Origin of the sequence: Streptomyces sp. NPDC008150, assembly GCF_042956945.1 — a bacterium.
GTDB lineage: Bacteria > Actinomycetota > Actinomycetes > Streptomycetales > Streptomycetaceae > Streptomyces.
The window spans coordinates 226,096-239,510 of the sequence record NZ_JBIBHJ010000011.1 but is presented as its reverse complement, the minus strand read 5'-3'; the positions used below and the strand labels follow the sequence as shown (position 1 = coordinate 239,510).

Genomic DNA, 13,415 nt, shown 5'->3' with positions numbered 1-13,415 from the left:
CGTCTGGACCGGCGTCAAAAGGTGCCTCCTGCGTAGGTGGGTCGACTTCCTGAGCGGAGGTTCTACGCCGCGGTGGCGAGACCGGTCCGGCGTGCGGGCGAGCGCCGGTTCGCCGAGGAGGAGCTGCGCCTGCCCCGCGAGGTGGAACTGCGCCGGGGGCGTTCGCTCACCGGCGCGGTGATCACGACCGGGATGCCGGACGGGGCCTGGGCGCCGGTGATCCGGTGCAGGGCCTCGTCGCCCGAGCGGACCTGGGTGGTCTGCGGCCGGATCCCCGCGTCCGCCATGAGACGGACCATCCCGCGGCGCTGACTCGGTGTGACCAGGGTGACCACGCTGCCGGACTCGCCGGCCCGCGCGGTACGGCCGCCGCGGTGGAGGTAGTCCTTGTGGTCGGTGGGCGGGTCCACGTTGACGACGAGGTCGAGGTTGTCGACGTGGATGCCGCGCGCCGCGACGTTGGTGGCGACCAGGACGGTGACGTGCCCCGTCTTGAACTGCGCGAGGGTGCGGTTGCGCTGCGGCTGCGACTTGCCGCCGTGCAGGGCCGCGGCGCGTACCCCGCTGTTGAGGAGATCCTGGGTCAGCCGGTCGACGGCGTGCTTGGTGTCCAGGAACATGATCACGCGACCCTCGCGGGCGGCGATCTCCGTCGTGGCGGCCTGCTTGTCCGCGCCGTGGACGTGCAGGACGTGGTGCTCCATGGTCGTGACCGCACCGGCCGAGGGGTCGACCGAGTGCACGACGGGGTCGGTCAGGTACCGGCGCACCAGCAGGTCGACGTTCCGGTCCAGGGTGGCGGAGAACAGCATCCGCTGCCCCTCCGGACGCACCTGGTCGAGCAGCGCGGTGACCTGCGGCATGAAGCCCATGTCGGCCATCTGGTCGGCCTCGTCCAGGACGGTGATCCCCACCTGGTTCAGCCGGCAGTCGCCGCGGTCGATGAGGTCCTTGAGCCGGCCCGGGGTCGCGACGACCACTTCGACGCCGCCGCGCAGTGCGCTGGACTGCCTACCGATCGACATCCCGCCCACCACCGTGGCCAACCGCAGCCTGACGGAACGGGCGTACGGGGTGAGCGCGTCGGTCACCTGCTGTGCCAGTTCACGCGTCGGCACGAGGATCAGCCCGAGGGGCTGGCGAGGCTCCGCGCGCTGCCCCTCGGTGCGGGCGAGCAGGGCGAGGCCGAAGGCGAGCGTCTTGCCGGAACCGGTGCGGCCGCGGCCCAGGACGTCGCGACCGGCCAGGGAGTTGGGCAGCGTCGCGCCCTGGATCGGGAACGGCGTGCTCATCCCCTGCCTGCCCAGTTCGGCCAGGAGCTGCGCCGGCATGGCGAGATCGGCGAAACTCTCGACGGGAGCCAGAGCGGGAGTGATCGTCTCGGGGAGCGCGAACTCGCCCTGCATCGGGGCGGATCGGCGGCCGTAACCGCCGGACCGGGCGGGGCTGTTGGAACGGCGCGGTGCCGGCGAGCCGAACCGGTTACCGCTCCTGCCGGCGTCGGCTCCGCTCTTGCGGGTGCGGGACGAGCGGTCGTTCGTACGTGCGCGGTTCATGGGGAACCTTCCTCGATGCGGTTCATATCAAGGAATTCGCGCAGGTGACGAACAGCGCGGAATCACAGGTATGGACCGGTGCAAAGCACAACCGGCCGACGGGAAATACGCGGCGGGCGGCAATGCTGGAATGGGGGCGCCGTCGGAAAGGGAAAATCCGGGCGTCGAAATGCGTTGCAGTTTTCATCACGCGCTGCGGCGGCAGGCGGGCGTCGTGCGAATCAGCGGGCTGCTTCGCTTCGCTCCGGGCCGGGGCGCAGGTGGGAAAACTGCGGAAATGCGCGAGCAGTGGGGGCCCGCATCCCCGAAGGATGCGGGCCCCCACCACGGGTGTGCGTCAGGCCGGAACGATGTTCTCGGCCGTCGGGCCCTTCTGGCCCTGCGCGATGTCGAAGGTGACCTTCTGGCCTTCGAGCAGTTCGCGGAAGCCCTGGGCGGCGATGTTCGAGTAGTGGGCGAACACGTCGGCGCCGCCACCGTCCTGCTCGATGAAGCCGAAGCCCTTTTCCGCGTTGAACCACTTCACGGTACCGGCAGCCATGTGTACTCCTCTGGGGCAGTGCGTCGGTGTCCGCGCTGCGCGGACACGGTGTCGCCGCGATGATTGCCCCGCCGGAGATGACCGGAAATGCAAAAAGGCTCTCCCCCGACAGAAGCCGAGCGGGAGCACTTGAAGTTCGGGAACCACAACTGCAACTGTTATGGACAGTAGCACGCCGCAACGGACCGTGTCGGACAGGTAATTTCACTCCGGTCGTCGCCGCTGAAACCCTCACCTCGCAGTCCGGCAAACTCTGTCTTCACCGACGCAGGTATTCGCTGATTTTCGCGGCGGACATTCCCGTCCGCCGCGGCGACCGGATCGTTTTTCAGGGCCATCGAGATCGTCCGCGGGCGGACCGGTGGACCGGCGGCCGGCAGCGGGAGTGGGGGAGCTCCGTCGCTTGGGCCTGGTGCAGCGTTGGGCCCCACGGTGAGTTGCCCCCTGGAACGGACCGAAGGAACTGGCGGCGAGGGCGCGTTGGGTCGTCGGTCGCGCCCAAGTGCGGGTCCGGTGACGCACCCGTGGAGGTCAGCCCCTACCGACGGCAACCCCCTCAGGCCCGGCGCCGAGCTGAAGAACCACGGCTGGAGCGGTCCTTGCGCACTGTCCGGCGACCGGGGCACTCCGACCGCTACCGGCCGACCGGGGCGGACATTCAGCCCCTACGAGCTCGTAACGCGATCTTGCTGCGACGTCCTGGTTGGCGGTGACCGGTGTGAGGTTTTGGCTGTTCGCGATGGTGTGAGTACTCGGCCGTGGATCGTGGACGACGACTTGTGGGCGCTGATCGAGCCCTTGCTGCCGCCCTGGCCCGAGAAGGCTCCCGGTCCGCAGCCAGTTCCGGACTGGTTGTGCCTGTAGGGCATTCTGTTCGTGCTGCACAACGACATAGCCTGGCAACTGTTGCCGTTGGAGCTGGGGTTCGGCTTGAGCCAGACCTGCTGACGGCTTCTGGACCGGTGGCAGAGGGCCGGGGTCTTCCATCAGCTCCACCGGACTTATTTGCACCACGCTCCTTTGATCAAGGCGGTGTCAGTGGGGGTGGGTAGGGTCTGGAGGCACGGTGCGGTCGGCATCCGGGGAATCCAGCTCCAGAGAGCAGCTGCCTCCCTGGCTCTGTCCGGGGGTGGTCCTCGTGGATCGAGTACCTATCCGACGGCCAGGCATCGTTGAGGGCCAAGAGTGGATCCCGTCAGCGCCGGCCGCACCGTGCCACCCGTGATCCCTCGTCGGTCCGGAGCGATGATGTGCTCCGGGACTCAACGAGGAGATGACGTGGCTGAGCCGAGTTGGCAGCTTATGCAAGGAGGCCGCCTGGTCGGGACGCTGGTCGAGGAAGAAGTCGACATGTTCTGGACAGACTGTCACTTCGCGCCAGCGCCCGGTTGGGAGGATCTCCATCCCCTCTTCGAGGCATCTAGCGACGCCTGGCGAAGCGGCGACGAAGAGGCTGCGGTCGAAGCCGACGAAGCGATCTATGCGCGAGGACTCGTTCTCGCGCCGGTTGACGGCGGGGCACCGCTCACAGAGTTTCTCCTGAGCATCAATGGTGACAAGGCTCGCTTCCGCTACTGAGATCACGTCATGCCTCAGGACTCCTGGCCTGTCCGGGGGGTGCTGTCGGCAGTGGCCCGCGGTCTCGGGATGCCGAGGTCAACGGCGGGGCGGCGGCTCCAGCGTTTCGTCTCCTCCTTCTTGGCCCGCAGGAAGGGCAGCTGGGGCCCCGCACACGCGTAGTCGATCATCAGGCTCCGGTATGTGGGGTCGGTGAGCTCTGGTGCCAGGACGATGAGCGCTCTCAGCTCTTCGGACGAGCCGGCCAGGCGTGTTCGGTAGGCGGCGCCCACCGCGCGCAGAGTGACCTCGTGGGGTCTGCGCCGGGCCCTGCTCGGCGCGGCGGTACCGCTGCCCCACGGGCAACCCGAAGTCGCCCGACCTCACATGGACACGGCTCGGCCACCGACGACGCCGTTCCCCGGCCCGCCTGTCAGGTCGCCCGTCCTGGCAACCCGGACGGATGGCTGGGCGTCCTCCCGGGCATGCCTCGTGTTCTCGTTCTCGGAATCGACCCCCGCACGGTGCCCGGTGTGGACGGAGACGCCCTCCGCGCGGCCCTCGACCAGGAACTCATTCGATTCCATGAGCACGGCATCGACGCGTGCATGACGTTGATCGAGCTGGACGGGGCGGCCGAGGCGACGATCGCTGCGGCACTGTCCGAGCACGATTGGGACGTCGTCGTCATCGGGGGCGGGATCCGCAAGCCGGAACCGCTCCTGCTGTTCTTCGAGCAGGTCGTGAACCTGGTCCGGCGTCACGCTGCGAAGGCCGCGATCGCGTTCAACACGAGTGGCGGCGACAGCTTCGAGTCGGCCCGACGGTGGCTGTGAGCCGGTGCCTGCCGATTGTCGGCAGGCACCGGCAGGAGGCCGGCCGGGGCGTCACGCGCTCAGGGACGCCGCGTCACCCATCACGATCACCGGGTGGCGGGCCGGGTCGAGGGTGCGCAGGAGGTCCTTCATGTGGGCCTCCGACAGGCTCACGCACGCGTGGGTCGGGCCGCCGTGGTCGACGTGGAGCCAGATGCCGCCGCCCTTGGCCGCGCCGAGCGGGCGGGCCGGGTTCAGCGGGGACGTGCCCCGATCGCGGTTGTAGTCGATGGCGATGACGTAGTCGAAGGAGCCCGCGAGCGGTTCGTCCTCGAATCCGGTGCCGCCGACCGCGAATCCCGACGACCGGTGGTACGGCAGCTTGCTGCCCGGGTCGGCGAGGAGTCCGCCCGCATCGCTGAGGGTGAAGACGCCGATGGGCGAGTGCAGGTCGCCCACGTGGTGGTCGTCGGTCCAGCCCTTCAGCGCGTTGTGCGCCTTCCAGGTGGCGCCCGCCTGCCAGCCGGACGCGGTGCGCCGGTAGAGCACGACCTGAGAACTGGACGACGTCTTCGACCGACCGGTGGCGACGACGACCTGGTCGGCGTCGTCGGGCACCTTGGCGAGCGTTTTCGGTCCGAGGCCCGGCAGTCGGGCGGGCGCGGTTGCGGAAGGGGAGGCCGCCGGGGAGGCGGCCGCTCCGCCGACTCCCTTGGCCTGGGCGGTGGTTGCCGTGGGAACGGCCGGCGAGGCATCCGGGCCCGAGGACGCGCATCCGCTGACGGCGGCCACCGCGACGACCAACGCGGCGGCGGACAGCGGCAGTCGACGGCCCGCCAGGGCCTCGGCCAGGGGCGAGCGGAGTCGCCGCCCGGACGCGGGGAGCCCGGGGCGCGACTGCGGACGGAGATGCCTGTTCAGTGAAACCACTTGCCCATCTTGTCCTGTCGTCCGAGTGCCGCCGTTGCCGGGGTGCGGCCATTGCCGAGGCGCGGTCCGGTCGGACCGGGCGGAGCCGGGACAGCACAGAAGACCGTGACGCACGGTGCCCCGGCGCGAGGTGGTGGTGACTGGCCGCTGCGTGTACCCGAGCGGCGCGGCCGCCGTGCGCCTGCCCGGCATCGGGCAGGTCGGTGCGCAGTGGCTCGCCGCCCAGGACCTGGGACTCGTGCTGTGGGACTTCCACGACGCCCGCGGCAACCCCCGGGGGCGGCTGAGGGCCACGGCCAACTGTCTTCTCGGGCCCGCCGTTTCCACACTGAAGGACGCGGGTAGCTCTACCGGTCGGTTCGTGGCGCCCCCGCCCGCGATTCACCGTTCGACGGGTGTACTCGTCAACCCGCTCCTGCTCTACTGATCAAACCTCCGAGTCACGTCTGATGCCGGCCGGGACAACTCGGCCGGCATCAAGGCATGCCGTGTTCCACCCCCGCTCACAGCGGGCCACGTTCCGAAGGAGTTACTCGCATGATTGTCGGAGTGCCCCGCGAGCCCGCCGGGGAGACCCGGGTGGCCGCCACACCCGCGACCGTACGTCAGCTCATCGCCCTCGGCTACGACGTGGTGATCGAGGCAGGGGCCGGCGCGCTCTCCTCGTTCTCCGACGCCGCCTTCACGGAGGCGGGCGCCACCGTCGGCGCCGCCGACGACGCCTGGGGCGCGGACCTGGTCCTGCGGGTGAGCGGACCCGCCCCCGGGGACATCGACCGTCCCAAGGACGGTGCGTACCTGATCAGCATCCTGGCACCGGCGGTCAACCCGAAACTCGTCGACGCCCTGGCCGAGCGGGACATCACGGTCCTGGCCATGGACGCCGTTCCGCGGATCAGCCGCGCGCAGTCGCTCGACGTGCTGTCGAGCATGGCGAACATCGCCGGGTACCGGGCGGTCGTGGAGGCCGCCCACGAGTTCGGCCGCTTCTTCACCGGCCAGGTCACCGCGGCCGGCAAGGTCCCCCCGGCCAAGGTGCTGGTCGCCGGGGCGGGAGTGGCGGGTCTGGCCGCGATCGGTGCCGCCTCCAGCCTCGGCGCCGTCGTACGGGCCACGGACCCCCGGCCGGAGGTGGCCGACCAGGTGAAGTCCCTCGGCGGGGAGTACCTCCCGGTGGTCGTGGACGAGCAGGCCCAGCAGTCGTCGGACGGCTACGCCAGGGCGACCTCCGAGACCTACAACGAGGCCGCGGCCAGGCTCTACACCGACCAGGCCGCCGACGTCGACATCGTCATCACCACCGCCCTCGTCCCGGGCCGGGCGGCACCCCGGCTCCTCACGGCCGCGGACGTCGCCGCGATGAAGCCCGGCTCGGTCATCGTGGACATGGCCGCGGGCCAGGGCGGCAACGTCGAGAACAGCGTGGCCGGCAAGCGGATCGTCACCGGGAACGGGGTGACCGTCCTCGGGTACACCGACCTCGCGGGCCGGCTGCCCACCCAGGCCAGCCAGCTCTACGGCACCAACCTCGTCAACCTGCTCAAGCTCCTCACCCCCGGCAAGGACGGCGTCGCCGTCCTCGACCTGGAGGACCCCGTCCAGCGCGGCATCACCGTCGTCCGCTCCACCGGCGACGGACGCGGCGAGAAGCTGTGGCCCCCGCCGCCGGTCAGCACCAGCGCGGCCCCGGTGCGCACCCCGGCCCCCGAGGGCCGGCCCGAGCCGGAACCGCGCAATGCGATGTCGGCGGCCGCGAAGACCGCACTCGTGCTCATCGGTGTCGCACTGCTCTGGCTGGTGATCGCGTTCGCGCCGGCGCCCCTTCCGGCGGACTTCACCGTCCTCACCCTGGCCGTGGTCGTCGGTTACTACGTCATCGGCAAGGTCCACCACGCCCTGCACACGCCCCTGATGAGCGTCACCAACGCCATCTCCGGTGTCATCGTCGTCGGCGCGCTGCTCCAGGCAGGCCTGGATCTGCCGCTGGTCCAGGTCCTGGCGGGCGCGGCCACCCTGCTCGCCGCGATCAACATCTTCGGCGGCTTCGCGGTGACCCGTCGCATGCTCGCCATGTTCAGCAAGGGGAACTGACGTGTCCGTAGCCTCGATCGCCACCGCGGCCTACCTCGCCGCCGCCCTCCTGTTCATCCTGTCGCTCGCCGGACTGAGCAAGCACGAGACCGCCCGACAGGGCTGGACCTACGGCGTCGCCGGCATGACGGTCGCCCTGGCGGCCACCATCGCCCTGACCGTGCACGACAGCACTGTCCGCGGCACCACCCTGCTGGTGGTGGTCCCCGCACTCGTCGTCGGCGGCGCGGTCGGCCTCTGGCGTGCACGCATCGTGCAGATGACCGGGATGCCCGAACTGATCGCCCTGCTGCACTCGTTCGTCGGTCTGGCCGCCGTCCTGGTCGGCTGGGCCTCGTACGTCGAGGTCGAGCGCCACGGCCTCGCCGGGTTCGAGGGGTCGCTGCTGCGCATCCACCACGCCGAGGTGTTCACCGGCATCTTCATCGGCGCCGTCACCTTCACCGGCTCGATCGTCGCCAACCTCAAGCTGAGCGCGCGCATCAAGTCCGCCCCTCTGGTGCTGCCGGGCAAGAACGCCCTCAACCTGGCCGCGCTGGTGCTCTTCGCCGCACTCACCGTCGTCTTCGTGGTCCACCCCGCCCTGTGGTCGATCACGGCCGTGACGGTCGTCGCGCTGCTCTTCGGCTGGCACCTGGTGGCCTCGATCGGCGGCGGCGACATGCCCGTCGTCGTCTCGATGCTGAACAGCTACTCGGGCTGGGCCGCGGCCGCGAGCGGGTTCCTGCTCAACAACGACCTGCTCATCGTCACCGGTGCGCTCGTCGGATCCTCCGGCGCCTACCTGTCGTACATCATGTGCAAGGCCATGAACCGGTCGTTCTTCTCGGTCATCGGCGGCGGCTTCGGCATCGAGGCGCCGCGGGGCGACGACGACGCCCAGGGCGAGCACCGGGAGACGTCCGCCGCGGAGACGGCGGAGCTGCTGGCCCGCGCCTCCCGCGTGGTGATCACCCCCGGCTACGGCATGGCGGTGGCCCAGGCGCAGTATCCGGTGGCCGAGTTGACCCGGCTGCTGCGCGAGCGGGGCGTGGAGGTGCGCTTCGGCATCCACCCGGTGGCGGGCCGGCTGCCGGGACACATGAACGTCCTGCTGGCCGAGGCCAAGGTGCCCTACGACATCGTGCTGGAGATGGACGAGATCAACGACGACTTCGCCGACACCGACGTCGTCCTGGTCATCGGCGCCAACGACACCGTCAACCCGGCCGCCAACGACGACCCGGGCAGCCCCATCGCCGGGATGCCGGTGCTGCGGGTGTGGGAGGCCGCGAACGTCGTCGTCTTCAAGCGGTCCATGGCCAGCGGCTACGCAGGTGTGCAGAACCCGCTGTTCTTCCGTGAGAACACGGCGATGCTGTTCGGCGACGCCAAGGCCGGTGTCGACGAGATCGTCGGCGCGCTGGCCGCCGTGCGCCCCGAACTCGCCGCCGTCTAGCACCTCTTCGGCGGGGAGTTCCTGTCCCGCTCAGCGGACTCCGCCGCCTGTGTGCCCGTGGCGTAGGCGGCACGACGGCCTGGCCGCCGAGCGGGGCGGGACCGTCCGTGCACGCGGCGGTCAGAGGGCCGGGAGCCGGACGGGCCGCCGGGCGCATGCCCGGCGGCCGCACGCGTCGCGACCGCACGCCCGCGACCAGTTGGTACCGGCGCCACGCCGCGCCCGTGTCTCTGTCCGGCACGGTCTTCGCTCAGTGGGATCCGGGCCGCCGATCGGTACTTCCCCGTGTACATCTTTTCCGTGTCGGTCTTCGGGCCGGGACACGGTCGTCCGCCGTTCCCGACCGGGCCGCCCGTCGGCGCGAGCGAGCTGGATTGCCGCGGTTCACCGGTCCGGCACCCTCCGGTCCTCGGATGCCGAACACGGCGGGAAGCCGGGCCCGTTGGGGCACCGGCGTCCCGCCGTGTTCCGCGTGCTCCCCGCCCGCAGCCTCGGAGCGGGGAGCTCCGGCGGAGCCGGCTCGGGGCGAGGAGAACGCGTCGCCGTCGTCCTACCGCTCGGTGGTGTCGCCCGCGCCGGACTCGGTGGCCGTGCCGGTGCGCACCGGAGAGCCGTCGGTGTCACCGGCACCCTCGGAAGGGACCGCGGTGGCGGCCGGCTGCGCCGGGACGACGGAGGCCGCGTTGGCGGTGGTGTTCGGGACGGCCGCGGCCGCCTCGCTGCGGGCCTGGTTGCCCGACATCAGCCGCAGCGGGACCTCTTTCAAGCGGGTGGCGAGCACGACCGCCGCCAGCAGCAGGACGGCCACGATGGTGAACACCACGTCCCCGGCCTCGGAGAAGCCGGCGAAGAAGGGGTGGCTCAGCGGCTTGGCGAGGCCGTTCAGGAACGAGGTGTCGTCCAGTCCGCCGGCCAGGTGCTGGTGCAGTGCGGCGACCTGGTCGGGGTGGGCCGCCGCCGACGCGGTGAAGGACGGGTCGTTCGCGGCCGCCGTGTACTTGTCGGCGATCTTGGTGCCCGCCAGCGAGAACAGGATGGACAGGAACACCGCCGTACCCAGGGTGCCGCCGATGGAGCGGAAGAACGCCGAGGCGGCGGAGGCGACACCCATGTCCTTGGCCGGCACGGAGTTCTGCATCGCCAGGACGAGGCTCTGCATGTTCAGGCCGAGGCCGATGCCGAAGATCGCCATGAAGACGTCGGTCTGCCACAGGGGGGTGTCGGCACTGATCATCGTCATCAGGCCCGCCCCGATGACCATCAGGACGGATCCGATCACGGGGAAGATCTTGTAGCGGCCGGTACGGGCGGTGAGGCGGCCCGAGGTGAGGGACGCGAGCATCAGCCCGCCGACGAGCGGAAGCATCAGCAGGCCGGACCTGGTCGGCGACGCCCCCTTGACGATCTGCAGGTAGAGCGGGATGACGGACAGGCCGCCGAACATCGCCATACCGATGATGGTGACCTGGGCCGAGGCGACGGAGAACGTGCTGCTGCGGAACAGCCGCAGGGGCAGCAGGGCGTCGTCGCCCATGCGCGCCTGCACCCGGACGAACAGGGCCAGGCCCACGACGCCCACGATGTAGCAGATGAACGAGCGGAGCGAGGCCCAGCCCCAGCTCTGTCCCTGCTCCGCGACGACCAGCAGCGGGACGAGGCCGACCGTGAGCAGGACCGAGCCCCACCAGTCGATGCGCCGCTCGCGGCGGACGTGGTCGAGGTGGAGCACCTTGGCGATGACGACCAGGGCGATGGCGGCGACGGGGACGTTGATGTAGAAGATCCACCGCCAGCCGTCGACGCCGAGGAAGCTGTTCGTACCCGAGAACAGACCGCCCAGGACCGGGCCGAGGACCGAGGCACTGGCGAAGACGGCCATCATGTAGCCCTGGTAGCGGGCGCGTTCGCGGGGCGGGATGATGTCGCCGATCACCGCGAGGGCGAGCGGCATGATGCCGCCGGCGCCTATGCCCTGGAACGCGCGGAACGCGGCCAGTTCGTACATCGACTGGGCCAGACCGCACAGCGCCGAGCCGACCACGAAGGTCATGATCGACAGCATGAACAGCCGCTTGCGCCCGTAGATGTCCGAGAGCTTGCCGAACAGCGGGGCGGCGATCGTCGAGGTGATCAGGAACGCGGTGGTGACCCAGGCCTGCGCGGACAGGTCGTGGAGGTCGTTGCCTATGGTCTTGATCGCCGTCGAGACGATCGTCTGGTCGAGTGCGGCCAGGAACATGCCCAGGACGAGGCCCGAGAGGATCGTCAGGATCTGACGGTGGGACAACGCGTCGCCCGGCGGCGCGTCGGTGGGGCGGGTGGTGCCGGCGGTCATGTGGTGCTGCCTTCTCTTGGCTTCTTCGCGAGGGCGCCGCGTCGGATCGCCGCGTCGCTCATCCATCGGGTGTGTGTCGTGTCGTAGGCCTCGGTGAACTGCTCCAGCAAGTGGACGAACCGGTCCCGCTCCTCGGGCGGCCAGTCGCGCACCACGTCGTCGAAGAAGGCCGTCCGGGCCTGGTCGGACTCGGCGATCACGGCCTGGGCGGCGGGGGTCACTTGCAGCAGGCTGGCTCTGCCGTCGTCGGGGTCGGCGTGCCGCTCCAGCAGCCCCCGGGCCACCAGCAGGGCGACCTGACGGCTGACCGTCGACAGGTCGGACTGGACGGCGGTGGCCAGCGCGCTCGCGCGCAGCGGGCCCTCGGCCGACACGGTGCGCAGCAGGATCCGGGCCGCGGAGTCGACGTCGTCGCCGGTCGCGGCCAGTGCCCTGGCCTTCGAACGCCGCACGGTGCGCACCAGTCCGATCACCGCGTCGGCGAGCGTGGACGCGCCGTCAGTGTCGTGAGTGCCCTGCTTCTCCGTGTCGGCGAGGACGGTGGAGTCCTCCTGGACACCGGACTTCGCGGTCTGGCCCGCCATGGCCCGCCCCCCGGTTCGTGGCATTACTTGTGTACCTCAAGCAGTTGTGTCGTGCAAGTAATTACCCGATGCGCTCCGCTCCGCGCAACTTCGCGGGGAGGCCCGACGCGGACAGTGCGTCGAAGGGGCGGAGGGAAGCCAGTGCAAGCCTTTGGCGGGAGGGAGCCGTGGTGAACTGTGGTACTGGCCCAGGAGATTCCCGTCCGGCGGGCGCGCGGGGTGGACCACGGCGCCAAGCGGCTACGCGCTACCGGCTGCAACTGCCGGTCCACCCGCGGAAGATGAGGCGCTGGGGCGTTGCCGTCCGTCGTCCTGCGGGGGCGACCCGGCTCGGCCCCGGAGGTACGGGGGACGCGCACTGCGTCGGGCCGGCGGTGAGGACGCGGCGAGGCGAGCCCGTCCGCAGGGTCCCCGGAGTGCGGTCCACATCACATGCGCCGACCGGTACGTGCTGAGGCCGGCGAGCGGTGGTGGCCGGAGACCTCATGACGAAGACGCGAAGATCCCACGAGAAGTGCGGAACCGCGCAGCGCTACCGGCGTGGCACGAACGGGACGGCGTCTCCGGCGCGCTCGGTGCCGGAGAGCTGCCCGTACCGGTCGGTGCGGAGGTACACGCGATGCAGCCAGCGGTCCTTGCCGTCCCATCGTGGGCTGAAGGGTGTACGAGCGTGCGCGGTACGGAAGTTGTCGAGGATCAGGATGTCACCGGGGGTGAGCCCGATCCCCACCGCCGCAGCGTCCAGGGCGCGCCCCAGGGCCCGGACGGCTTCCTTGTCCCGGGGTGCTTCGGGTGCCAGCAACTCGCGGTCGTACCCGAGGAAGGGGTCGCTCTCGTCGCCGTACAGCGGCTTGACGCGTGCGATGGCACCCGGGTCCCGGAGACCGCCGCGGAACGCCAGATCCACGGAACACGGCATCCCCCGGTCGAACAGGCGCGCCCGAGTGCTCGCGTCCAGCAGCGGCAGCGCCCTACGGACCGACCCGATCAAGGTCTCGGCCCGGCGCTCGTGGTCCGCGCGGGAGCACGCCAGCATCACGTAGTCGGGTTGGAGGAGGTGGTAGGCCATCTCGGTGTGGAAGTCGAGCAGCGTCTCGGAGGTCTCCGAGGACAGGTAGTTGGGGTTGGGCGACGGGTAGACGTCGTGGTAGATGGATCCGGCGCGCAGCTCCGCGTATCCCGTGTGCAGTCCGAGCCGGCGGCCGATGACAGCCAGCATCGCCTCCATGCTCAGCAGTTGGCGGTCGTTCGGTGCGGGTGTCGAGGTCGGGGTGGCGGGCAGTCGGTCCTCGTCGAGCGGCAGGCCGCTGAGCAGCAGGTAGCCGTGGTCGCCGCTGGAAGCTTTGAACTGGTCCAGCACGCTGCCGAGTTGTTCGGGCAGATGCTCGGACAGTTCCCCCGCCCTGTCCAGGAACGCGTACAGGTCGGCGCGAGGTATTTGAGGCAGTTCCGCGGCGAGGGCGAGCAGCCGGGCGCGGTAGGGGGCGCAGTCGAAGACCGGGTCGGTCACGGTGCTGTCCTCCGTCTTGGGTGCGACGAGCGGGGACGTGCGGCAGAGCAGTTCCGAG

General features: G+C 70.4%; 11 protein-coding genes. 5 read left to right on the top strand and 6 right to left on the bottom strand.

The annotated features are described in order from the left end of the window. Positions 1–62: 62 nt before the first annotated feature. Positions 63–1,556, bottom strand: coding sequence for a DEAD/DEAH box helicase (locus ACFZA0_RS26080; RefSeq protein WP_391021245.1), 1,494 nt, complete (start codon positions 1,554–1,556; stop codon positions 63–65). Between the two features lie 337 nt (positions 1,557–1,893). Continuing rightward, positions 1,894–2,097, bottom strand: a complete 204-nt coding sequence (locus ACFZA0_RS26075; protein ID WP_023586116.1) for a cold-shock protein — start codon at positions 2,095–2,097, stop codon at positions 1,894–1,896. A 1,278-nt stretch (positions 2,098–3,375) separates the two neighbouring features. On the opposite strand from ACFZA0_RS26075, the gene ACFZA0_RS26070 reads away from it, so the two are divergent. Together ACFZA0_RS26070 and ACFZA0_RS26065 are read left to right on the top strand one after the other, a co-directional pair. Continuing rightward, a complete protein-coding gene (locus ACFZA0_RS26070; protein WP_391021243.1) occupies positions 3,376–3,675 on the top strand; it encodes a hypothetical protein in 300 nt (99 codons plus the stop codon). A 464-nt stretch (positions 3,676–4,139) separates the two neighbouring features. Then, positions 4,140–4,490, top strand: coding sequence for a hypothetical protein (locus ACFZA0_RS26065; protein ID WP_391021241.1), 351 nt, complete (start codon positions 4,140–4,142; stop codon positions 4,488–4,490). Between the two features lie 51 nt (positions 4,491–4,541). Here the strand turns inward: ACFZA0_RS26065 and ACFZA0_RS26060 are convergent, their stop codons facing one another. Then, positions 4,542–5,321, bottom strand: a complete 780-nt coding sequence (locus ACFZA0_RS26060; protein WP_391021382.1) for a L,D-transpeptidase family protein — start codon at positions 5,319–5,321, stop codon at positions 4,542–4,544. Between the two features lie 208 nt (positions 5,322–5,529). Here ACFZA0_RS26060 and ACFZA0_RS26055 point away from each other — a divergent pair, with 208 nt between their 5' ends. The 3 genes from ACFZA0_RS26055 to pntB are packed head-to-tail and all read left to right on the top strand — an operon-like array spanning position 5,530 to position 8,928. Further along, the gene (locus ACFZA0_RS26055; RefSeq protein WP_391021239.1) at positions 5,530–5,826 is read left to right on the top strand and encodes a hypothetical protein; all 297 of its coding nucleotides are present in this window, start codon (positions 5,530–5,532) and stop codon (positions 5,824–5,826) included. A gap of 56 nt (positions 5,827–5,882) precedes the next feature. Next, positions 5,883–7,490: a Re/Si-specific NAD(P)(+) transhydrogenase subunit alpha gene (locus ACFZA0_RS26050; RefSeq protein WP_391021237.1), complete on the top strand. Its 1,608-nt coding sequence runs from the start codon at positions 5,883–5,885 to the stop codon at positions 7,488–7,490. Position 7,491: 1 nt separating this feature from the next. Next, positions 7,492–8,928 (top strand): Re/Si-specific NAD(P)(+) transhydrogenase subunit beta, encoded by a 1,437-nt coding sequence (gene pntB, locus ACFZA0_RS26045; protein ID WP_391021235.1) that lies wholly within the window; start codon positions 7,492–7,494, stop codon positions 8,926–8,928. Positions 8,929–9,478: 550 nt separating this feature from the next. Here the strand turns inward: pntB and ACFZA0_RS26040 are convergent. From ACFZA0_RS26040 to cs1, 3 genes are all read right to left on the bottom strand, one after another. Further along, on the bottom strand, positions 9,479–11,263 hold the full coding sequence (locus ACFZA0_RS26040) for a DHA2 family efflux MFS transporter permease subunit (RefSeq protein ID WP_391021233.1): 1,785 nt from the start codon (positions 11,261–11,263) through the stop codon (positions 9,479–9,481). After that, positions 11,260–11,847 (bottom strand): MarR family transcriptional regulator, encoded by a 588-nt coding sequence (locus tag ACFZA0_RS26035; RefSeq protein ID WP_391021230.1) that lies wholly within the window; start codon positions 11,845–11,847, stop codon positions 11,260–11,262. The genes ACFZA0_RS26040 and ACFZA0_RS26035 overlap by 4 nt, the downstream gene beginning before the upstream one ends. 532 nt (positions 11,848–12,379) lie before the next feature. Continuing rightward, a complete protein-coding gene (gene cs1, locus ACFZA0_RS26030; protein WP_391021228.1) occupies positions 12,380–13,357 on the bottom strand; it encodes a clavaminate synthase Cs1 in 978 nt (325 codons plus the stop codon). Positions 13,358–13,415: the final 58 nt, after the last annotated feature.

Bases quoted from the DNA above. Each gene is read 5' to 3' on its own strand.
- ACFZA0_RS26080 (WP_391021245.1), bottom strand. From the start codon at position 1,556: ATGAACCGCGCACGTACGAACGACCGCTCGTCCCGCACCCGCAAGAGC.
- ACFZA0_RS26075 (WP_023586116.1), bottom strand. From the start codon at position 2,097: ATGGCTGCCGGTACCGTGAAGTGGTTCAACGCGGAAAAGGGCTTCGGC.
- ACFZA0_RS26065 (WP_391021241.1), top strand. From the start codon at position 4,140: ATGCCTCGTGTTCTCGTTCTCGGAATCGACCCCCGCACGGTGCCCGGT.
- ACFZA0_RS26050 (WP_391021237.1), top strand. From the start codon at position 5,883: ATGCCGTGTTCCACCCCCGCTCACAGCGGGCCACGTTCCGAAGGAGTT.
- ACFZA0_RS26040 (WP_391021233.1), bottom strand. From the start codon at position 11,263: ATGACCGCCGGCACCACCCGCCCCACCGACGCGCCGCCGGGCGACGCG.
- ACFZA0_RS26035 (WP_391021230.1), bottom strand. From the start codon at position 11,847: ATGGCGGGCCAGACCGCGAAGTCCGGTGTCCAGGAGGACTCCACCGTC.